We start from the raw sequence: 20,413 nt of genomic DNA on the forward strand, positions 1-20,413 counted from the left end.
TTGATAATCAACATTTTTTGATTAGCTTTCTTGTCTTGCTTGATAATTTCATGATAATAGCGACTTTTTTTTCAACCCATGTGCAACCTATTTTATATAGGATGTATCTATACTATTGAAACCACCTGGAAATGTTTGTCAGAAAAACTTTTACTGAAGAAGAAACCATTGTAAGGGGATGTCTAAAGGGGGATAAAAAATCTCAAAAGCATCTCTATGAAGCTTATTCGGGAAAGTTTTTGGCCCTTTGCTACCGATATGTCAAGGACAGGGACCTGGCGGAAGACGTGATGATTGAGGGATTTATGAAAATCTTCGATAAACTTTCTCAATTTGAAAACAAGGGTAGCTTGGAAGGATGGATGAGAAAGGTGATGGTCAATCAGGCACTGCTAACCCTTCGTAAAAACAGACATCTCTCCATGGAAGTGAATTACGATGGACAGGAAGAGGGTCTGGGGGTGTATGAAGACCCCAATGACCTGGAAGCAGAGGACCTGCTTAAAATGGTGGAGGAGTTGCCGGTGGGTTATAGGACAGTGTTTAACCTCTATGCCATAGAAGGATACTCCCATAAAGAGATTCAAGACCTCTTGGGAATATCGGAAAGCACCTCCAAATCACAACTCAGTAGGGCAAGAGCCTTATTGAAACAGAAGTTAACAAAAATACCGATAGACAAAACGAATAACCATGGATAACAAGCAGGGGAAAAACATTGACGATCTCTTTCGCCAAAAGCTTGGGCAAATGGAGGTAACACCTGACCCTCAGGCCTGGGAAAAACTGGCCGGCAGACTGGAAGAAGGGAAAAAGCCGTTAGGATGGTTTTTTGGTAAGCTGGCAGCAGGCCTGGCCATCATTTTTGGCCTAGGGGCTGTCTGGTATCAATTTTCTGACAGTAACGGGGTGGAGGAGTATATAGTCCAGTATGAAGATATACCCAACTTAAATGAGAACTTGGTTTTACCTCCAACAGAGGAGTTGGAAGCAGAAGAAAAGGAAGAAAATACTGTTCAGGAAACTTTAAAAACGGAAAGTCCGGAACCCAAAGGAAGCGCTCCCAAAAAGGATAAATCTAGGCCACCCCTTGCAGCAATTGGGGAGGAAGCCAAAACCTCAAGAGTAGAAGCCCCAGTGATAACATTACCCCCTATTGAGCTAGTGGATGTTGACTTCGGGGATTTGTTGGTGGAGGAATTAATATCCCCCGAACCCTTGCCAAAAGAGAGTGAGGTAGAATACAAAGTGCGTATTGTCTCCAGAGGATATGCCTTTGCCCCCGACAAGGGTGACCTAGTGGATGGCATAGAAAACCAGGTAGAAAAGATAGGAAATTTCTTTAGCAAGGTGGATCAGGGCTTTTCCGAACTTCAGGATGCGAAAAATGACTTTTTCGCCTTTAAGACAACTAAAAGAGAAAAACAACAGAACTAACCTTATGAAGTCGAGCCTGTCCTGACGGCAGTCAGGGCATGACGAGCAGGTCACACAGTGCCCTGCCCCCCCCCCCGATAGCGGGACAGGGCAGGCAGGGGCAGGCTATCAAACCATTGAAAAACAAATTATAATCATATGAAATGCCCATGAGAAAGAATTCTCACACAGGGGGATGATTATCCAGGGCATTCCATCTGACCATTGAAAAACAAATATAAACAGATGAAAAAGTATGTAATTGCGATTTTTATGCTGGCCTTGATTCAGCAGGTATTTGGTGCAGAAATCAAGCTGCCAGAGGAACACTATTTGGGAGATAGTATTATTGTGGAATTTGGGAATTCCGGCCAAATGGTATTTATCGTAGACAACCCAGAGGATTTTGAGCGGCTCAAGAAACTGGATATCAACCAAATCATTCAGGAACTGGATGTCCCGCAGCCTGAGAAGGAGGGGCATCAAACCGTGGTAGAGGTTAAATATAAAGACGGGAACAAGGAAATATTCAGGATTTATGAGGATGGCCCGGAAACAGAGGTAAGTATCGGACGCTACAAGCTGAAGGTGGACGAGTCTGGGAGCAGGACCACGGTCAATGTGGAAACCGCCCCCAAGCAACGCAAGGACCCTGCATTCCGTACGTATTTTAGTGCTGACCTTGGGATTAATAATTATTTCCAGAATGGCAACATTCCCGGCCCTGGTGCCCCCTATGCCGTAAAGGGGTGGGGAAGTTGGAACGTCAACCTCAACTATATGGCTTCCCAACGCATATCAAATGGCTTGTTTTGGGACTTTGGATTGGGGGTACACTGGTACAATTTCAAATTTGAAAACAGGAGTATTCAGGCATTACCCTCTGAGGGAGGGGTGGATTTCATCAACCGCACGGATGTCAATGGATTTAAAAGTAAGGTTTCGGCTTCTTACCTGACCACACTTACCATGTTGAAGCTTGATTTTGGAAAATTAAACGATAGTGGCAGAAATGGGCTTAGGGTGGGAATAGGCCCTTATGCCGGATATAGACTAGGGGGAAGGAGTAAGTTGGTGTATAGGCATCTTGAAGGCTCTGGTAGGAGAAAGGAACACGAACCTGCGGGAAGTTACCTAAACAACTTTCGATATGGACTTAGGGGGGAGGTAGGATTCAGGAGTATCACGCTGTTTACCACCTATGACCTAAACCCTCTGTTTCATAGTGAAGTGGATCCTTCGCTCAATGCCTTTAGTTTTGGAATAACGTTTTAACCTCAAAACACGAAAATTATGGAAAAATATTCCAAATTCTGGATAACCCTGTTTGCATTTTTGCTTGCTCTGCAGGTGGCACATGCCCAGGAGATGATTGATAAAAGTTACTCGGGCATCTCAAAAATAGAGGTGGATATTTCAGGGATTGACATTAGCTACGTAGGTAATTCCGCTGCGTCATCGGTGGACCTAAAGGCCATGTTAGGGAAAAATGAAAACCCTAATAAAAGCCTGGTGGTCATCAAAATTGGGAATACCCTAAAAGTGGGGTATAAAAAGTCTGATAAACAAATTACAAACAATGAAAGGCGTTTCATTCAGCTGGAAGGCCCGGAAACGATTGCCATACAGGTGAAAAACACTTCCGGACAGGTCCAATTAAGAAATGTACATGGGGATGAAACGAAAGTGGTCATTAATTCAGGCCATGCTCGTGTACAGGGCATTTTTGGGGATGTTTCCATTAAGGGGAATTCCGGAAAAGTGGAGGCATCCAATATTCATGGCAACCTCGTTTGCAATGTGAACTCTGGAAATGTGGAGGTGATGGATGTCTTTGGCAATGTAAACTTCAGCTCCAACAGTGGTTCTATCAAGGCCAAGAACGTAGAGGGGAAGGTTTACGGCAAAGTAAACTCGGGACAAATGAGGTTGGATGACGTGATGGAACTGGGAGAGCTTAAGGTTACTTCAGGAAGTATCAAAGTGGTGAGGGGAGGGCTTGGTCCTGAAACCACCCTACAAGGATCCTCAGGAAGTATAGATATATCCACAGCTTCTGTATTGGAGGATTTCAACTTCGAATTAAACGCAGGTTCCGGGACACTTTCTGTGGGAGAGTATTCCAAGACCAAGAACCTTGTTGTTCAGAATGGATCACCGCATACCGTTAAGGGAAGTATCAATTCAGGTAGGATAAGGATTCACAACCGATAAATTTTCAGAAAGGGACTTAGTCATCACGTCTGTTGATCTGTTGTACTTTGTCCCTTTCTTCTTTTTTTAGTTTTAGTTGGTAAATAATTCGGTCTGGGGTGGGTTTCCCCAGTGAAACAAATACAAGCGTAATGGCATAAGCAATGGTAAATCCAGGGTTTTCAAACATCATCAAGCCCAGTGCCGTCAAAATCCCCACCCAAAACAATATCCAAAAGCGCTCCAAAGTAGCCTTACCAAGTAATTGTACCCTATTGAACAGATCCAAATTGGCGTTTTTAATGGACTGTACGCGGTTGTTGAAACGCAGCAATTGACCTATCAATAGTGCGATTACCAGCAGTAATATAAGGATATTAATAAATGGAGGCCAAACCGTAGAAATGATGGAACTTCCATTGCTAACGGAAAGATACACAAAGGAGAAAATGGGCAGGGGAAAGGCTATTAATAGCAACACCTTCCTTTCCAAAACCCTGAATTCTTTTTTTAATTGAGATACCTCCCCGTTGTTTTCTTCCATTCCTGTGCTATTCGATGTTTATTTTTATTTCTCCACTTTTGGGCTTAGAGCTACAGCAAAGGATATATCCCTCTGCGATCTCATTTTCGCTGAGTCCTGCATCCTCATCCATCTTTACCTCTCCGGACAAAAGCCTTCCTCTACAAGCAGTGCAAAGACCACTCTGGCAGGAATAAGGCATCTCGATCTCCTCGTCCAACCCAGCCTCCAAAATGGTTTTATCTGGGGTGACATCAAAGGTGTAGGACTGGCCTTCTAGGATCACGGTGACTGGCTGGGTGACGGCGAGAGCGGATTCATTACCATTGCTTAGGGTTTCTTTCTTTTCCATGTAGAAACTTTCCGAAATGACTTGGTCTTTAGGCACCTCTGCACTTTGCAAGGCCGATTTGGACAGCTCCATCATGCCCTCAGGACCACATAGGAAATACTTCGTTATCAGCCCATCGGATTGTTCCAATTCATTGATAAACGACTGCAGGTTTTCAGCTACTATTCGACCCCGCGCTCCCTGCCAATCCGGGCCCGGTTGGGTGAGTTGATGAATGACCTGAAGCCGATCCGGGTATTTTTGAAGTAGTTCGTCCAAAGCATTAAAAAAAATAATCTGAGATTCCGAACGGCTCCCATACAAAAGGCTTACTTTAGATTCCGGCTCGTTGATCAAAATGGATTTGATCAAACCCATGATAGGCGTTATGCCACTTCCGGCTGCAATCATTCCATAGTGGTGTCTATGGGCTGAATGATAAGGCGTGATAAACCCACCCATTGGCCTTAGCACCGAAACTTTTTTGCCAGGATGCATATAGTCGTTGAGGTAGTTGGAGACCAAGCCTCCTTTTAGCCGTTTTACAGTGATTCCCGGAAAAGGGTCCACGTAAGGGGAAGTGCATAAACTATACGACCTTCTATGTTCTTTTCCCTCCAGATGTATTATTACCGTCAAGAACTGCCCCGGCTTATAGTCCAAATGGGGTTCGGGTTGATCAAAATAGATGGTAATGGCCTCATTGGTTTCTTTCACCACTTCACGGATGCGAAGGGTAACCGGTTGATTGGCACTTTCTTTTTTTTCTTTGTCTTTATTAAATAGGTTAAACATTATGCAGACTAGAGTTAAATAATCAGTTTATGATCCTTGCCACAAAAATAAGGTGGATTCGTATTAAAGCTAAATCAGACCCCAATTTTATTGCTAGTAGCTTTATAACCAATTATGGGGTGAAAAGTGCGGGAATTTTCAAGTTTTAAATAATTAATTGTAGCGTTTCGGCTAATGTTGACGTAATGGTGCTGAAAGCTAATCACAAACTAATGAAGTACTACAGCAATATGATGAATCAAAATCAGCAGAAATTTTCAGGTTATTTAGGTGCCTTCGCCATGGTAATCTTGTTGGGCTTGAGCGCCTGTTTCAATGACGACCAATACGCACAGGTCACTCCCATTGCCTATGTGTCTTTTTACCATGGCTCACCCCAAACCGAAAACCTGACCATCACTGTGGACAACAGGATCTATAATCACCAAACTTTCGAATTTGGGAGTTATTTGGATTATGGAAACTTCTACACCGGTAACCGTCAGTTTTCTTTTAAACCCGCACAGGCAGCCAACTCCTTGTTGGACACAGCATTAATGCTCAAGCCAGATATTGCCTATTCGGTGTTTTTGACGGATAGCGAACAGGAGGTGGCTCCATTGGTGGTGCAGGACAGCCTTTACCGACCTGGAGAAGGGAAGGCCTTGCTGCGTCTGGTCCATTTATCCCCGGATACGCCGACGGTGAATCTGGGACTCCATGAGGAGGATGATTTCTTGTTTGAGGAGTTGGGGTTTGGCGAAGTCACTTCCTATCAAAACGTGACCCCTGGCAACCTGCACCTAACCTTGAAAACCAGTGCCGAGGAGGAAGCTGTGGTTTCCGCCTCCAATGTAAGCCTTTCGGCAGGGCGAATCTATACCTTGGTGGTAAGAGGCTACCAAGAACCCGGCTCGGCAAACAACAAAAGCCTGAGCCTGCAACTGATAAGGAACTATCCCAACTTTTAATTTTGTACCGTAGAAAGGCCTTCCTAATTGGAGGGCTTTTTTTATTTTCATCCCTTATTCCCGATTTTTAGAGAATACCCTTAATTTTGCAGCTTCATTGTCACAAACAGGGAAAAAACTACACCCATGGAACTCAACCCTCTCACCGCTGTATCATCCATTGATGGCAGGTATGCCAACAAAACTTCAGAACTAAGACAGTACTATTCCGAATTCGCTCTTATAAAGTATAGGGTAAGGGTGGAGGTGGCCTATTTTATTGCACTGTGTAAACTACCCCTCCCCCAACTGAAGGGTTTGGATGCCAGTAAGTTTTTGGCCTTGGAAAGGCTGGTGACGGACTTTAGCGAGGCGGATGCCCAAAAGATCAAAGACATAGAAAAGATCACCAACCATGACGTAAAGGCGGTGGAATACTATATAAAAGAGGCTTTTGAGGGGTTTGGGTTGACCGAGTACCAGGAGTTTATCCATTTTGGGCTTACCTCCCAAGATATCAACAATACCTCAATTCCCCTGATGATGAAGGAATGCTGGCAGGAGGTGCTTGCACCAAGGCTGAACAAAGTAATTGATTTGCTGAGTGCCGATGCCGAAAAATGGGCTCAGGTACCCATGCTGGCTAAAACCCATGGTCAACCTGCTTCCCCCACTCGGCTGGGGAAGGAGATCCGGGTTTTCGCGAGCCGACTGCGAAAGCAGCTGGAATTGCTGGAACAAATACCCTTTGGGGCAAAGTTTGGAGGAGCCACTGGCAATATGAACGCGCATTACGTGGCTTACCCCTACCAAGACTGGCATGGCTTTGCCGATGCTTTTGTAAGCAAAGACCTGGGATTGAGCAGGAGTTTCCCTACTACACAGATAGAGCATTATGATTGCATGGCCGCCCAGTTTGATGCGCTTAAGCGCATCAATACCATACTTTTGGATTACTCCAGGGATATCTGGCAGTATGTATCTATGAATTATTTTAAGCAAAAGATCAAGGATGGGGAAATCGGATCTTCTGCAATGCCCCATAAGGTTAACCCCATTGACTTTGAGAATGCGGAGGGAAACCTGGGTATTGCCAATGCACTTTTTGAGCACCTTTCGGCCAAGCTGCCGATCAGTAGGTTGCAAAGGGACCTGACAGATAGCACGGTGTTGAGGGTAATAGGGGTGCCAATGGCACATACCCTTATAGCTCTGGACTCCTTAATTAAGGGCATAGGTAAATTGGAACTCAACGAGGCTGCATTACGCAAAGACTTGCAGGACAACTGGGCCGTTGTGGCGGAAGCCATCCAAACAGTGCTCAGAAGAGAAGGCTATCCGAAACCCTACGAGGCACTTAAATCCCTTACCCGGACTAACCAACCTATTACTGAGGACAGTATTAGGGAGTTTTTACAAAAACTGGAGGTTAAGGAAGAGCTTAGGCAGGAACTATTTGCTATCAGCCCGTTTAATTACACTGGAAAATAATTGGGTCATTGAACCCTGGAATACTTATAAAGTACGGGTTGAATTCTCATTCTCTTTTCACTAAGAGTGTAATAGTTGTGGCCATTACTGGAAAATGTGATGGCTTCTCCCTGTGGTTCTGGATTGTAGGGCAACAGAACAGGGTCCCTCCTCATGGCTGCGGGGATGGTTTCCCCTGGCATTCTGTTCCAGTGGTAAACCACCCAGTAATTTTTTACCAGGATTTCACTACCGTCTTTTGAAATATCTCCTCCAGTGGACATGGTGATTGGGTATTTCCCGATTTTTTCGAGGGTAACCTCGGTATCAGGGTTGATTTGCGCTGCATTTGCCCGGTAAAGGGTATTGCTGGAGTCCCTTTTGGTAAGGATGAACAGGTCCCCGCTTTGCGGATCCACCATCAGTGTTTCTGCATCCCTCGGACCGTCGGGGTAATTCAGGGTAATGATTTCCGGAGTGATGGAAATGTTCTGGGTAAGTTTTTTAGGCTCCTCAAAGCGATATAGAAAAATCTGCTCATGTTGGGCATAGTTGTCGCCGATTTCACCCACATATACATAGGAGGTGTTCTTATTCGGCCCAGGGCCCACGGCAATGTCTTCCCAGTCCCGGTTGTCCACGCCTTCCAACAGGATTTTACCCCTATAGTCACCCAAAGTATCTATCATATAGATAAAGGGCTCTCCACCACTGTCGTTGTGGGTATATAAGATATCTGGATGAAGCCAGGAATGAGCTAGTCCACTGGCCTCGTCGATTTCTTTGTTTTCCAGCTCTTTTACCGCAGCAGGGGAGGAGTACAGCGTGTCCACCACCTGTGGATGTACTTTTATGGCATACTTTTCATTAAACTTCTCCGAGATTAGGAAGGGTAGTATGGAAAGCAAGAAAAGTAGTTTGTAGAGAAACTCTATGTAAAAGCGCATGCCGGGGAAAGTTTCAAATAAATAAACATATTGTATGCCAGTAACGTAGCAAACGCTTTTTAAGTTTTATTTGGGTCTTAAATTCAATCCTTTAGGATTTATTTTTAGTGGTCATTCCGAAAGCTCGGGGCATCCCTGCCAATGAAAAACAATTCAAGCGTTGAGTAATCTCTGCGAGCCACCAAATGTCATTTCCTTTCAGTAAATGCCAATTTTTAGAACTAAATATGAGGATCCCGGCATGTTCGAATTCATGCCTATCGCCTAAAGATTAGTCACTTAGTGGACCTGGATAGTAAAAAAGAATTAAACCATTTAAGACATATTAAGGAATCAGCACCTTTTTTATGCCCTATATGGTTTAATTATTACCTCTTGGCGAAACCAAAATCTGCCGAAGCCCTACTTTGTCACCAAATACACTTTAATGGCCTGCGACTAAGTTGGGGTCAAATGCCAACCTTGCCAGGCGGTATTTCTTCTTGTGCATACCATACACCACCATTTCGTGATATCCGACCTGGGAGTTTACCGGGGTGATGGTCATCAAGTTGCGGTTGTTGTACATGGATAGCGCACTTCGGTTGATGTTTCCTTGGCTATCCACTTTCACAAAGGCCATGACTTGCTCCTTGGGCTTTTTCGGGTTAAAGCGCTCTACTTTTCCCTGGCCCTTATAAGCCACGTTTTTAATGTGGTCGTTATAAATAAAATACAGGTTGTTGTTGATCATGGAGACGGAATACGAAAAAAAGAAGCCTGCGTCATCGGCGGATTGTTGGTCCTTTACCACTTTTTTAGCCCATTTTCTATTACCGTTGCTGTCAAATTCTGCTACTATGATGTTTCCGTACCTGTATTGATGCTTAGGGGAACCTGATGGACCTGCTGTGCCACTTCCTATACCACTTCTTACGACATTTTCAAGGCGATCTTCACCTACAAAGGCAATAGCTCCGTCTTCTTTGAGAAGTATTTGATCCAGTTGAAAAAATGAGTCTTCCACCCCTTTGCCCTTGCTAAGTTTCTTGGAAGTTTTTCTTGCTTTGGCATTACTTAGCCCACTGGTGAGAAAGGCTGCATCAAACTCATCCATTTTCTGAACGATCACTTGTTGGTCATTTCCATTAAGTTTCAAGAAATAGGTCCCGCCTGCGCTTTTGTTCCCTTTTGCTTCCGTAAAAAAACCTCCAAAATAGACATGGCTATACTCGTCCGATTGGATCTTCGCCTGGTTGATTTGGTGATTTCCTAACTCCATTTTTTTATGAAGAGTTTTGTCGCCATTATTCACGACACTGGTGAGGGTGAACAGTGATTTTTCACGGTTAAATACCGATTTAGTGTTTTTTATTCTATCTTCACTGAGTAGATGCACATTGCCATTGGCATCCAATAGTGTGTTTACCATACTCAGGTTGTCGGAATTTGCCAATAACTTTTCTTCCTTTTTCCAAATAGGGTTGAACTGGGAGTCCATCACCAATACGTCGATGAGTTTTTGATTATTAGAGATGCCTGCGTGCTCATGTACAACCAGAATTTTTCCCTGATCCTCATAGGTGGTAATATGGTACTGTGACCTATTGGATTTTAAACCATAACCCATCGCGTAAAGAAGGGGTTTTCCATTTTTTTTGCCTGCGGCAATTACAAACTGGCTTTTTCCTTTTGGCTTAAGAGATTTGGGATCAATGGCTACCCGGTAAAGTCCTTCCCTCTCACCTTTACCTGGGTCCGTCATAAAAAAGAGCCATAACTCTCCTTCCCATACCAACAATTGCTCAAACATTGGCGTTCCGGGTAGGCCACCCCTGGAAAGGTCCACGGACCTGACGAAGTTGAGGTTATTGTCGTATTTCTCCAGAAATGGAAGTTTTGCCGAACCGCGCATTTCCTCCAATAATTTTCTTTTAAGGATATAGTGTCCTGTTTCATCGCTTGCTGCTAACTCAGTCAGCGTCATTTTTTTATTGAACTTTTGTTCTTGTCCCCACTTCACTTGGGTGTTGTCAGGAAGTTTTTGCCCAAACAAAAAGGAATGGGCCATAAGCAGACAAAAGAAAAATGTTGCCTTTTTCATAATTTAAAGATTTAGTAAATAAATGTGACAAATAGTATGACTAAAATATGTTGCTAAAAAACATGGTGCTTATTGCCAAATGGAGGCTAGGCTTAGATCCAACTTGGCCCATTTGTATTTCCTACGACCATGTTGGCCAAAAACCAAGAGTTCACATGCCCCGGTTTGGTTGACCTGTGAAGGCCTGATCAAAAAATGATTTGCGTCCATATAAAGGAGGCTTCTCTTTTGATTGGCATCCTGATCCAGTTGTACCAAGGTTACTGCCTGTTCCTCTTTGTTCATCAGGGCGTTGAAGGTATGACCATCCTCCTCCTCATGATTTTTGCGGTGGTCGTTAAAGATCAAAAATAGTTCCCCATCAAGAATAGATGCGGAGTAGGATGAATAGAGTCCCAAATCTACCTCGGATACCTGTTTTTTGGCGATCTCCCTGGTCCATTTCTGTTTTCCGTTAGGAGTATAAGAGGCTACCAGAATATCTCCATAATAAAAAGTGGGGACATAGTTGCCCCTTTTCTTGCCCATGGCTTTTATCAACTCAGGCTCCAATTGTTGTGGAGAGGAGAATTTCTCTCCTACAACCAGCATACTGCCATCCTCCTCTACAAAAACCTGATTAAGAGCTACTTGTTCGGGTATTTTCAGGCAAGAGGCTGGAAGAGCAGCAGCCTCATCAATTGTATTTGAACTGAGTTTAAAAGTGGAGGGGAAGTAATCCAAAGTGATGCTTTTTAGTTCCTTCTGTAATAGACACACTTGTAAAATAGATATGCCTACTTTGTTTTCCTCTGCCTCTTTATGAGAAAACATTCCCATTATGGATAAGGAAAATGGGTTCGGGAAAACCATTTTAAACTGATCCACATAAATGTCTTCTATATGCAAGGGAAGAAAATTGACCCCCTCATGTTTGGGAGACACACTGCAAAGTGTGAGGTGGGTAGCCCCAGAAAGGGAGGTTGTTGAGTGCTGCAATAAAAAATAGGCGTTCCCGGTTTCATCCAAGGCTAATGCACTCAGCTTTTGTACTTCCATTCCGGCAAGAAATGGTATGTCTTTTTCCCACTCATTTTCCAAGTTGGCATCGAAATACCATGCCTTAAGGGAAGAACGGTGCTGCCAGGCGTTGTTCTTGGGAGTTGTGATCAGGAGGGAGTTTTTACCTTCTGAGAGATGAAAATCAAACGAGGACAACTCTTCTTTTTTTCTCTTTTTTACTAGGGGCAACCAACTTTTGGATTCTGAGTTTACTTCTGCCACCTTTCTGAAATCCCCTTTGCCACCCAGGCTTTGCTTGTCTATTTCCACTCCGTATAAACTCACTTTTCCTTTTGGCTCCAATTGGGAAACAAACAAATAAATCCGCTGGTCCATAAATAGGAGTTTTTCGAAAACAAAGGGATCCGAAGTATTTGGTTTGGACAATTCCTTTCTGTCCTTTAGCCTTAGGGCTGAATCATATTTCTCTATAAATGGCCAACCGTTGTTTCTCTTGGGGTCTATTTGACTGATAAAAGTATTTTCTCCATCCGCTCCAATAATTTCTCCCATGGATTGATGACTTTCTAGTTTGAGATCTTCTCCCCAAGTAATAAAAGCTTGATTTTGTGCCCACCCCACATTTATTAAAGAGCTCAATACAACCACAAACAATAACCTTCCCATGCCCATCAGATTAAATAATAATTAATTCAAAAAACAATTTAAATGCAATAAAATGCATTTTATTGAATATAAAAAATTATTTAACAAAAAAATAGGGTCCTGAGACCCTATTGATAGCAATTGTTGTGTGTATTTTAGGCTTCCACCTGTCGATCGCCAGCCAAAATATAGTCCGGATCATCCTCGGTGTAATTGACGTGTATGATCTTGTTGGCTTTCTCCAATAGGGCCTTGCTGCTATTGCTTAGGTGCCGTACATATACGGTCTTGCCCAATTTATGGTACCGTTCTGTAACCTTATGAACCGCTTCCATTCCGGAGTGGTCCACGATTCTGCTCTCTCTGAAATCAATGACGATTTCCTCAGGATCATTGAGTGGGTCAAATTTCTCCCCGAAGGTAGTGGCAGAGGCGAAGAATAGGGGGCCGTAGATTTCATAGTGTTTTACGCCTTCCTTGTCCACGGTTTTTCTGGCCCGAATCATTTTGGAATTTTCCCAGGCAAATACCAGTGCAGCTACGATTACCCCCACCAATACAGCCAGTGCCAGATTGTGCAGGAAGACGGTGATCAAGGTGACCAGTACCATTACAAGTACATCTGACTTGGGCACCTTCCTAAACACCCTTAAGGAGGCCCATTCAAAGGTGCCAATGGCAACCATGAACATCAGCCCTACCAAAGCAGCCATGGGAACCATCTCTATATAAGTAGAAAAGAACAGGATAAAGGCCAGGAGCCCAAGTGCCGCAACTATACCCGAAATCCGGTTTCTTCCTCCTGCGTTTACGTTGATCAAACTTTGGCCTATCATGGCACAGCCTCCCATGCCGCCAAAAAAGCCGGTGGTGAGGTTGGCCACGCCTTGGGCCACACACTCCTTGTTTCCACTTCCCCTGGTTTCGGTAATCTCATCTACTAGAGTCAGGGTAAGCAGGCTTTCTATCAACCCTACTCCAGCCATAATGGCCGAATAGGGCAAAATGATCATTATTGTTTCCCAGTTGATGGGCACCATTGGAAGGTGAAACTCTGGTAGTCCTCCGGAAATGGAGGCCAGGTCTCCCACCGTCCTGGTGTCAATATTTCCAAAAATCACGATTAAAGAAACCGTAAGGATGGCCACCAACGCAGAGGGCACAGCCGTAGTTAGTTTAGGCAGAAACTTAATGATGACCATGGTAAGGACTACCAAACCCAACATGAGTAGAAGGGGAGTGCCACTCATCCAGGAGAGGCCACCATCTGGGGTGCTAACCTTAAACTGGTCAAATTGTGACATGAAAATAATTATGGCTAGGCCATTTACAAACCCAAACATGACGGGGTGTGGGACCAGCCGAATGAGTTTACCCAGCTTTAGGACACCCACGAGTATCTGAATCAAACCCATCAAGATTACCGCAGCAAAAAGGTATTCCACTCCATGATCGATCACCAAAGCAACTATTACCACTGCAATTGCACCGGTCGCTCCTGAAATCATTCCGGGCCTACCTCCCAAAATGGAAGTAATCAACCCAATAATAAAAGCGGTATATAATCCTACTAAAGGGCTCACACCCGCAATCAAGGAAAAAGCAACTGCCTCAGGAACTAAAGCCAAGGCAACGGTGAGTCCGGACAAGGCTTCATCCTTCAAGGTGGATTGTTTAGGCCTAAATAAGCTATAAAAGAGTTGTGTCATATTAAAAGGGTGTATTTTATTCCTGTTTTGGTGAATTATGCTTTAGGTACCTTCATTTTGATGGACTGAAAAAAAATGGAGGGTACGAGGATTTAGGGCATGTTATTGGCTTGATGCTCAAATAGCTGCAAAGGTAAAATTTTTTTAATTTAAAATAATGTTCTGAATTAAAAAAAATACAACCAGGAAATAAAATATTCTTTCACTTAGGTATAAAATGCTTCTATAGAGTCCTTTGTGGAGTGCTATTTTGGTTCTCCAAAACTTCTGGTGATGGAATATGCCATATAGGGTGACTAATCCTAAAAGATCCGATTGCCTAAGAACTCCAAATTTCTTTTGCACAGTAGGTTTACCAACAATCCAAAAAATATCACCCATAAAGTAGTAGTATGCCTTTCATACGATTCTTGGTTGTTGGGAATAAAATTTGGTAATAACTTTAATATACTCTCTTAACACTTACTTAACACATTAAAAACATGTTTCAGGGAAATAATATATTATTACTTTGGTTTTTGTTATTTTTTTCGACACCCCTGTTGACACTTGCCCAAGAGACTACCATATCCGGTAGGGTAAGGGATGTGGAAACGGGGAAAGGCCTTGAATTTGCCAATGTTGCCATCCTTGACCCATCCGATTCTTCCTTAGTAACTGGAGCCACCGCAGATTTTGATGGTAGGTTTTCTTTTGCCTCCAAAAATGGGGAGTTTTTGTTAAGGGTAGGCTATATTGGGTATTCCATGAAATTTGAGCAAATCCGCCTGGAGGGAGGTGAAAAAAACCTGGGTAACCTAAGGCTGACCTCCGAGGAGCAAACCCTGGATGAGGTTACCGTGACAGGGGTTACCTCCATGTTTGAAAGCGATATAGATAAAAGAACATATAACGTGGAGAACAGCATTTTGGCAGAGGGAGCCACAGCATCTGAGCTGCTGAACACCCTTCCCTCTATACAAATGGACGAAGACGGAGGCATATCCATGCGGGGAAGCGGAAATGTCTTGATCTATATCAACGGAAGACCCACCAACCTGAGCAGCGAGGAAACCGAAAATATCCTGGCGCAGTTTCCTGCAAACAGTATCAAAAGCGTAGAGCTGATCACCAATCCCTCTTCCAGGTATGACGCACAGGGGGTAGGAGGAATCATAAATATCGTCCTGAAAAAAGACGAGCGGATCGGCACAAATGGTCAGGTTAACCTATCGGCCGGTACCAGGGATAAGTACCAAGCAGGGTTCAATGTGAATTATGGAGGGGAGAAAGTAAACTATTTTGCCTCCTACAATTACCAATACAGGGATTTGTGGGAGGAAAGTGAAAGCTTAAGGCAAACCATTGACCCTGGTGTTTCCCCATTTTTAGATCAGGATTTCAATACCCGCAACTGGAACCAAGGTCATTTGGCAAGGGCAGGCTTCGATTATTATATCAACGAAAAGGTCACATGGGGAATGTACGGGCAATTTAATTATTCGCACAGGGACAGAAGAAGAATCTACAATCAAAGGCATCAAGATATCAACAGAAGCTTGGATAGCCTATTCGTCCGTACCCTAACCGAAGATCAGTTTGCCAGAAATATAGAGGTGGGCACCACCTTGGATTATGACATCGATTCACTGGGGCAAAAAATCTATTCCTCTGTAAGTTATGCCAACAATTTTCAACGTCGTGTGGAGTTTTTTGACCAACTGTACTTTGATGGCAACACCCAGGAAATCCCTGGGAAAAGACAGGATCAAATCTATGGTAGGCCCTTGGAATCCGAACTGTTTATTGCCCAGCTCGATTATACCAAACCCTTTGAGGATGGAGGACAATTGGAAACAGGTTTAAAGAGTACACTTTCTTATTTCCGGCCAGCCCAAACTTTTGACCAGCTCAATCTTGAGACCGGGGAATATGTACAAAACGATACCATTGCCAATCGGTTTGATTTTGATGAGCTGGTATATGCAGGATACGCAATATACCGCAACAGTTTAGGAAAAGTGGCCTTCCAGGCCGGGTTGAGGGCAGAACAAACCAACACTACTGGGTATGACCATAATTCGGACTCCACTTATATCAACAACTACTTCAATCTATTTCCCAGTCTGTACATCACCTATGAATTGGCGGATCAAGAAGAGTTTTTGGTCAATTACAGCAGAAGGATCAATCGCCCCAGCTGGGGGCAGATGGCACCCTTCTATAATGCACAGGACCTGCTGAACACCAGGTTTGGAAACCCCGTTTTGCAACCTGAGTTTACGGACTCCTATGAGTTGGGATATAACAAAGGGTGGGATAACCTGCTCTTTACGGGAACCGTTTATCACAGGAGGACCACGGATGCAATGACCCGTGTAATTAGCTTGTTGGAAAACAATGCGGCAGTGCAGTATTGGGAGAATGTAAATATAAGAAGGGATCTTGGACTGGAACTAATCAACCAGTTTGAAATTGGGTCCAATTTTGATGCTACCCTTTCGGGTAACTTCTTTTATTCGGAAGTGGATGGACGCAATCTAAGGGAGAATTTCTTCAACTCCAACTTCACCTGGACGGTGACCCTCTTGAGCAACTGGGTGATTCCGGACCTATTCAACGTGCAGTTGATGGCGGATTACAGGGGGCCTATCGTGCTTCCCCAGGGGGAGATAGATCCCATTTATGGTGTAAACCTCGGGATAAGGAAAGATTTATTTAATAACAGGGCCACAGTCAGTCTCAACGTCAGTGATATTTTCAATACCAGGGTATTTCGTATACAGACCGATGACCTGGAATTTTCGCAAATGCGGTTTTTCAACCGGGAAACGAGGATTGGCACCCTTTCCTTCACTTATAGGTTTGGAGGGTTTAAGTCCAAAGAGGAAAAACCATCCGTGAGGTATTCCGATGACCCGTTTTAAAAAAGAAAGATATTGTTGTCAGAAGCCTGAATATTGTAAAAGTTTTAGATGGCAGTTTTTCAATTCCCCAAAATAAAAGTAGGTGAAATTAGCCAATAGTACCGGAAAACTAAGGAGTAGGTCCCTTATTGTTCCCACGGGGTTTAGGATCCACTGAAATCATTGTTGGTATCCACAACGTTCACTTGATGAACCTGTTTTTATTTTTCTTCTACCATGTTGGTTTTGATTCAAGTCAAGGAAAGAAGCTCCGGATTGCGCACATTTCCAGGCTGAGTTGCCACAGTTTATGGGCATCCTCTTTGTCCTCGGCCTTTTTCGAAGGGGGCTTGGGTTTGCATTTGTCCCAATATTTTCCTGAAACACCCTTTACTTCTTCTGAAATAGCAAGGTAAACTGAGGTTGCAGCCCCTTTTTCCGGAGACACACCCAGCCAACGGCGGATTTTCCACATCAATCCATGAAAGGAAATGCTATGCTTTAACCCAATATCTGTTTTGACCAGTCCCGGCTGCACGGCATTGATGGATATATGTTCAAAACCACTTGGTTTTTTCCGTTCAAATTCAAGGGTAAACAGGACATTGGCCAACTTGGATTGTGCATAGGCACGGAGTCCATGGTAGTTTTTGCGAAGGCTTACATCCTTAAAATGGATCTTTCCCTGAAAATGGCTGTCGGAACTTACATTGATGATTCTGGGATCATCCGATTTTTGCAATGCCGTAAGCATTAAATGGGTAAAGAGAAAATAGGAGAGGTGGTTGATGGCCCACTGCCGCTCAAATCGGTCTTCGGTAAGGTCAAAATCAGAATACCAACTGCCTGCATTATTGATGAGTACATCTATTTTTGGGTAACGCTTCAAAAGGTCCCTGGCCATTGCCCCTATCTGTTTTTGGGAGGAAAGGTCAGCAATCGCAAATTCAGCTTTGGCATCTGGTATATCCTGCTTGATTCGTTCTATGGCTTTTTCGGCTTTTTCCTGAGAGCGGCAAACCAGTATGGTAGTGACACCCTCTGCACACATCAACTTAGTGGTTTCATAACCTATTCCGGAATTTGCTCCGGTGATGATGCAGATTTTTTCCGTTAAAGCTGAGTTTTTGTTTTCTATTTTCATTTATCCCTTTTTTTTGGGATGCTACCCCTTTGAAAATATGTTTTTTAATTTTTCCCAGGTAAAGGAATATTTTTCCGTGCCTCGGTCGCTTAAAAGAAATCCTATAGGTTTAAGGGAGCTTATGTTTTCACAACATATTTTAAGCATGGCAATGATAGGAATAATTAAAAGCATTCCTGCTACGCCCCAAACCATACTTCCAAAAATAAGGCTTATTATGGTAATAAATGGATTCAAGTTGACATATCCTCCAGTGATATTGGGTGTAAGGATATTGTTTTCGATAAACTGAATAACAATAAAATAAATCAACACAGCTACTACATAACTGGACCCTTCCATGCCTAAAAAAGCATAGGACAAAGGCAATATGGCACCGATAAGGGTGCCAAAATAAGGAATGAAATTGAAAAAGGCAGCGGTAACCCCAAAAAAGACAGGATAATCCAGCCCGATAATGGTAAAGGTAACAGAATGGACTATGGAAAGGATCGTCACCACTATGACCACCCCTGTCATGTACTTTCTGGTGACAAGGTTTATCTCGGCAAGAATATGTACTGCTTTTTCTTTGTTGCCATTGGGGGTCATCATGATGATAAAATCATGAAATTTATTTCTGTAGTATAAAAAGCAAAAAATAAAGACGGGCATCAAGCCAATATTCACCAGGGTACTGGTAGTGGCTGAGAATAAAGTCTTGACCTGGGAAGAAGCTTCAAATAAATTTTCGGTGAATTCTTCTTCCCAATCTGTGAATTGTTCGGTGGAGATCCCAATCGCCGAGGACACTTGCTCCCTCATGCTCTGCATGTTTTTACTTGCCTGTTCCTGAATTTCAGGGAGATCTTCTATAAAAACCCCGAATTGCTTGGACAAAAAATTAACAGCTAGGACTATTACTCCAGCAGCTATGATTATGGCGACCAAATTGGCAATAATTCGGGGAACCTTGTGCGCTTCCAGAAACCTTCCGATAGGGTACAATAGATAAGACAAAAGTATACCTAAAAATAACGGGACGACAAATTCCCTTGACTCAATAAGACCTAGTATCAATAAAATTAGGAAAAGGAGAACAAAGGTGATTTTTTCCAGAATACCATAACGTGCCCGTATTTTCATAATTAGCCCCTTTTTTCTATAATTATAGTCATTTTTTCTCTTTTACATTTCAATACTTTCCTTTCATGCACAATGATCATGCAAATTTGAAGATAACTGGTGAAATATGGGAATTATTTAGGGAGGATCTAAAAGGGGGTCAAAGTTTCGATGAATAGGTTTCCCGAACCTTTTAATTTAGCAGGTTCATTTGTTCAAATGCCTTAAAAGTTACATCTATTCTTTGCTGGATAAATGTTGCATAGTCAAAATTCAATTTTGGTTCTAGGTTTGTCGCAAAAATATAGCTGGATGTTTCCAATTCAATATACCCAACAAACCATCCATTGTATATTCCTTTTACTATGGATAGTCCAGTCTTACCACTTAGTTTATATCTGTCATTTTCCTCTATCACCATAATCCCTTTCATTATTTTTTCGGTTTGTTCCGAGATCGGAAGTTGGGACCTGTAGAGCCTAAGTAAAAAATTAATCTGCTGCATTTGACTAATCTGAGAATCCCCTTCTAACCAGAAGGTATCAATGTTTGCCGAATCCACTTTCATGTCTCCATAACTCAGATTACGGAGATAGTCATTCATCCTTTTAGCACCAATTTTTCTGGCCACCTCCTGAAAACAGGGGACACAAGAATAGTGAAATGCATCCTTGAACACTAAATCTTGTTCCCAGCTTTTTAGTCCCCTTTTTTTTCCATCCCATTTGAAAATAGCACTATCCCTTTCAATTACCCCAATTTCCAGCCCAATAATGGAATTGGCGATTTTAAAGGTGGATGCAGGCAATTGTCCCTTCTTGACCCAAGTAAAGTCATTGGAGTAATAGGTGTTTTCTTGAGGGTCGTAAACCAAAATAGCTCCTTCAACATTAGCAGCATCCAGGATGCTTTGAAAATTGGGAGCTATGATTTCCTGATCTTCATAGCTATCCCCTTTATTTTCAGCGTTTTTTGTTCTTTCTGAGCAGGAATATAGCGGCATCAGTATCACTAAAGTTAAGATAGAAATTTCTTTCATGTGTTTATATTTTCTTTTCAATGGCCACATAGCTTGCCCCGAACTCGATTCGGGGGAATCTCGCAACGATAATCACCCCGGTGTGTGACGTGCTCGTCATGCCCTGACTGCCGTCAGGACAGGCTCGATTTCATAGGTTGTATGGGTTAAGTGGTTATAAGATGAGGTAGTGGGGATTTTGGTCTGTTTTTCCTTAGT

General features: G+C 43.1%; 16 protein-coding genes. 7 read left to right on the plus strand and 9 right to left on the minus strand.

The window, feature by feature from the left end; genetic code table 11:
- The first annotated feature begins 131 nt into the window (after positions 1–131).
- From DB520_RS08850 to DB520_RS08865, 4 genes are all read left to right on the plus strand, one after another.
- Positions 132–701, plus strand: a complete 570-nt coding sequence (locus tag DB520_RS08850; RefSeq protein ID WP_114749319.1) for an RNA polymerase sigma factor — start codon at positions 132–134, stop codon at positions 699–701.
- The gene (locus DB520_RS08855; protein WP_114749320.1) at positions 694–1,437 is read left to right on the plus strand and encodes a hypothetical protein; all 744 of its coding nucleotides are present in this window, start codon (positions 694–696) and stop codon (positions 1,435–1,437) included. The genes DB520_RS08850 and DB520_RS08855 overlap by 8 nt, the downstream gene beginning before the upstream one ends.
- A gap of 225 nt (positions 1,438–1,662) precedes the next feature.
- Positions 1,663–2,691 carry an outer membrane beta-barrel protein gene (locus DB520_RS08860; RefSeq protein ID WP_114749321.1) on the plus strand — a complete coding sequence of 343 codons (1,029 nt, stop codon included), beginning with the start codon at positions 1,663–1,665 and terminating at the stop codon, positions 2,689–2,691.
- 18 nt (positions 2,692–2,709) lie between these two features.
- A complete protein-coding gene (locus tag DB520_RS08865) occupies positions 2,710–3,630 on the plus strand; it encodes a DUF4097 family beta strand repeat-containing protein (RefSeq protein ID WP_114749322.1) in 921 nt (306 codons plus the stop codon).
- Positions 3,631–3,646: 16 nt separating this feature from the next.
- Here DB520_RS08865 and DB520_RS08870 read toward each other — a convergent pair whose 3' ends face one another.
- Positions 3,647–4,153: a hypothetical protein gene (locus tag DB520_RS08870; RefSeq protein WP_114749323.1), complete on the minus strand. Its 507-nt coding sequence runs from the start codon at positions 4,151–4,153 to the stop codon at positions 3,647–3,649.
- Between the two features lie 7 nt (positions 4,154–4,160).
- Positions 4,161–5,258 (minus strand): ferredoxin--NADP reductase, encoded by a 1,098-nt coding sequence (locus DB520_RS08875; RefSeq protein ID WP_114749324.1) that lies wholly within the window; start codon positions 5,256–5,258, stop codon positions 4,161–4,163.
- A gap of 212 nt (positions 5,259–5,470) precedes the next feature.
- Between DB520_RS08875 and DB520_RS08880 the strand changes: the two genes are divergently transcribed.
- Positions 5,471–6,208 (plus strand): DUF4397 domain-containing protein, encoded by a 738-nt coding sequence (locus tag DB520_RS08880; protein WP_157971992.1) that lies wholly within the window; start codon positions 5,471–5,473, stop codon positions 6,206–6,208.
- A 126-nt stretch (positions 6,209–6,334) separates the two neighbouring features.
- Positions 6,335–7,678, plus strand: a complete 1,344-nt coding sequence (gene purB, locus DB520_RS08885) for an adenylosuccinate lyase (RefSeq protein ID WP_114749326.1) — start codon at positions 6,335–6,337, stop codon at positions 7,676–7,678.
- A 5-nt stretch (positions 7,679–7,683) separates the two neighbouring features.
- On the opposite strand, the gene DB520_RS08890 is transcribed toward purB, so the two are convergent.
- The 4 genes from DB520_RS08890 to DB520_RS08905 form a co-directional block, all read right to left on the minus strand.
- Positions 7,684–8,604, minus strand: a complete 921-nt coding sequence (locus tag DB520_RS08890; RefSeq protein WP_114749327.1) for a hypothetical protein — start codon at positions 8,602–8,604, stop codon at positions 7,684–7,686.
- A gap of 424 nt (positions 8,605–9,028) precedes the next feature.
- Positions 9,029–10,687, minus strand: a complete 1,659-nt coding sequence (locus DB520_RS08895; protein WP_114749328.1) for a hypothetical protein — start codon at positions 10,685–10,687, stop codon at positions 9,029–9,031.
- A 69-nt stretch (positions 10,688–10,756) separates the two neighbouring features.
- The gene (locus tag DB520_RS08900) at positions 10,757–12,355 is read right to left on the minus strand and encodes a hypothetical protein (protein ID WP_157971993.1); all 1,599 of its coding nucleotides are present in this window, start codon (positions 12,353–12,355) and stop codon (positions 10,757–10,759) included.
- A gap of 134 nt (positions 12,356–12,489) precedes the next feature.
- Positions 12,490–14,043 carry a SulP family inorganic anion transporter gene (locus tag DB520_RS08905; RefSeq protein WP_114749330.1) on the minus strand — a complete coding sequence of 518 codons (1,554 nt, stop codon included), beginning with the start codon at positions 14,041–14,043 and terminating at the stop codon, positions 12,490–12,492.
- A 482-nt stretch (positions 14,044–14,525) separates the two neighbouring features.
- Between DB520_RS08905 and DB520_RS08915 the strand changes: the two genes are divergently transcribed.
- Entirely contained in the window at positions 14,526–16,949 is a 2,424-nt protein-coding gene (locus DB520_RS08915; RefSeq protein ID WP_114749332.1) for a TonB-dependent receptor domain-containing protein, read from the plus strand.
- 235 nt (positions 16,950–17,184) lie between these two features.
- Here the strand turns inward: DB520_RS08915 and DB520_RS08920 are convergent, their stop codons facing one another.
- The 3 genes from DB520_RS08920 to blaOXA form a co-directional block, all read right to left on the minus strand.
- Positions 17,185–18,072: an SDR family oxidoreductase gene (locus DB520_RS08920; protein WP_114749333.1), complete on the minus strand. Its 888-nt coding sequence runs from the start codon at positions 18,070–18,072 to the stop codon at positions 17,185–17,187.
- A 21-nt stretch (positions 18,073–18,093) separates the two neighbouring features.
- Positions 18,094–19,197 carry an AI-2E family transporter gene (locus DB520_RS08925; RefSeq protein WP_114749334.1) on the minus strand — a complete coding sequence of 368 codons (1,104 nt, stop codon included), beginning with the start codon at positions 19,195–19,197 and terminating at the stop codon, positions 18,094–18,096.
- A gap of 172 nt (positions 19,198–19,369) precedes the next feature.
- Positions 19,370–20,215 carry a class D beta-lactamase gene (gene blaOXA / locus DB520_RS08930; protein ID WP_114749335.1) on the minus strand — a complete coding sequence of 282 codons (846 nt, stop codon included), beginning with the start codon at positions 20,213–20,215 and terminating at the stop codon, positions 19,370–19,372.
- Positions 20,216–20,413: the final 198 nt, after the last annotated feature.

It is taken from the genome of Pleomorphovibrio marinus, assembly GCF_003347495.1.
GTDB classification, from domain to species: Bacteria; Bacteroidota; Bacteroidia; order Cytophagales; family Cyclobacteriaceae; genus Pleomorphovibrio; species Pleomorphovibrio marinus.

Bases quoted from the DNA above. Each gene is read 5' to 3' on its own strand.
- DB520_RS08875 (WP_114749324.1), bottom strand. From the start codon at position 5,258: ATGTTTAACCTATTTAATAAAGACAAAGAAAAAAAAGAAAGTGCCAAT.
- blaOXA (WP_114749335.1), bottom strand. From the start codon at position 20,215: ATGAAAGAAATTTCTATCTTAACTTTAGTGATACTGATGCCGCTATAT.
- DB520_RS08870 (WP_114749323.1), bottom strand. From the start codon at position 4,153: ATGGAAGAAAACAACGGGGAGGTATCTCAATTAAAAAAAGAATTCAGG.
- DB520_RS08900 (WP_157971993.1), bottom strand. From the start codon at position 12,355: ATGGGAAGGTTATTGTTTGTGGTTGTATTGAGCTCTTTAATAAATGTG.
- DB520_RS08915 (WP_114749332.1), top strand. From the start codon at position 14,526: ATGTTTCAGGGAAATAATATATTATTACTTTGGTTTTTGTTATTTTTT.
- DB520_RS08920 (WP_114749333.1), bottom strand. From the start codon at position 18,072: ATGAAAATAGAAAACAAAAACTCAGCTTTAACGGAAAAAATCTGCATC.
- DB520_RS08850 (WP_114749319.1), top strand. From the start codon at position 132: ATGTTTGTCAGAAAAACTTTTACTGAAGAAGAAACCATTGTAAGGGGA.
- DB520_RS08880 (WP_157971992.1), top strand. From the start codon at position 5,471: ATGAAGTACTACAGCAATATGATGAATCAAAATCAGCAGAAATTTTCA.
- DB520_RS08855 (WP_114749320.1), top strand. From the start codon at position 694: ATGGATAACAAGCAGGGGAAAAACATTGACGATCTCTTTCGCCAAAAG.
- DB520_RS08925 (WP_114749334.1), bottom strand. From the start codon at position 19,197: ATGAAAATACGGGCACGTTATGGTATTCTGGAAAAAATCACCTTTGTT.
- purB (WP_114749326.1), top strand. From the start codon at position 6,335: ATGGAACTCAACCCTCTCACCGCTGTATCATCCATTGATGGCAGGTAT.
- DB520_RS08905 (WP_114749330.1), bottom strand. From the start codon at position 14,043: ATGACACAACTCTTTTATAGCTTATTTAGGCCTAAACAATCCACCTTG.
- DB520_RS08865 (WP_114749322.1), top strand. From the start codon at position 2,710: ATGGAAAAATATTCCAAATTCTGGATAACCCTGTTTGCATTTTTGCTT.
- DB520_RS08895 (WP_114749328.1), bottom strand. From the start codon at position 10,687: ATGAAAAAGGCAACATTTTTCTTTTGTCTGCTTATGGCCCATTCCTTT.
- DB520_RS08860 (WP_114749321.1), top strand. From the start codon at position 1,663: ATGAAAAAGTATGTAATTGCGATTTTTATGCTGGCCTTGATTCAGCAG.
- DB520_RS08890 (WP_114749327.1), bottom strand. From the start codon at position 8,604: ATGCGCTTTTACATAGAGTTTCTCTACAAACTACTTTTCTTGCTTTCC.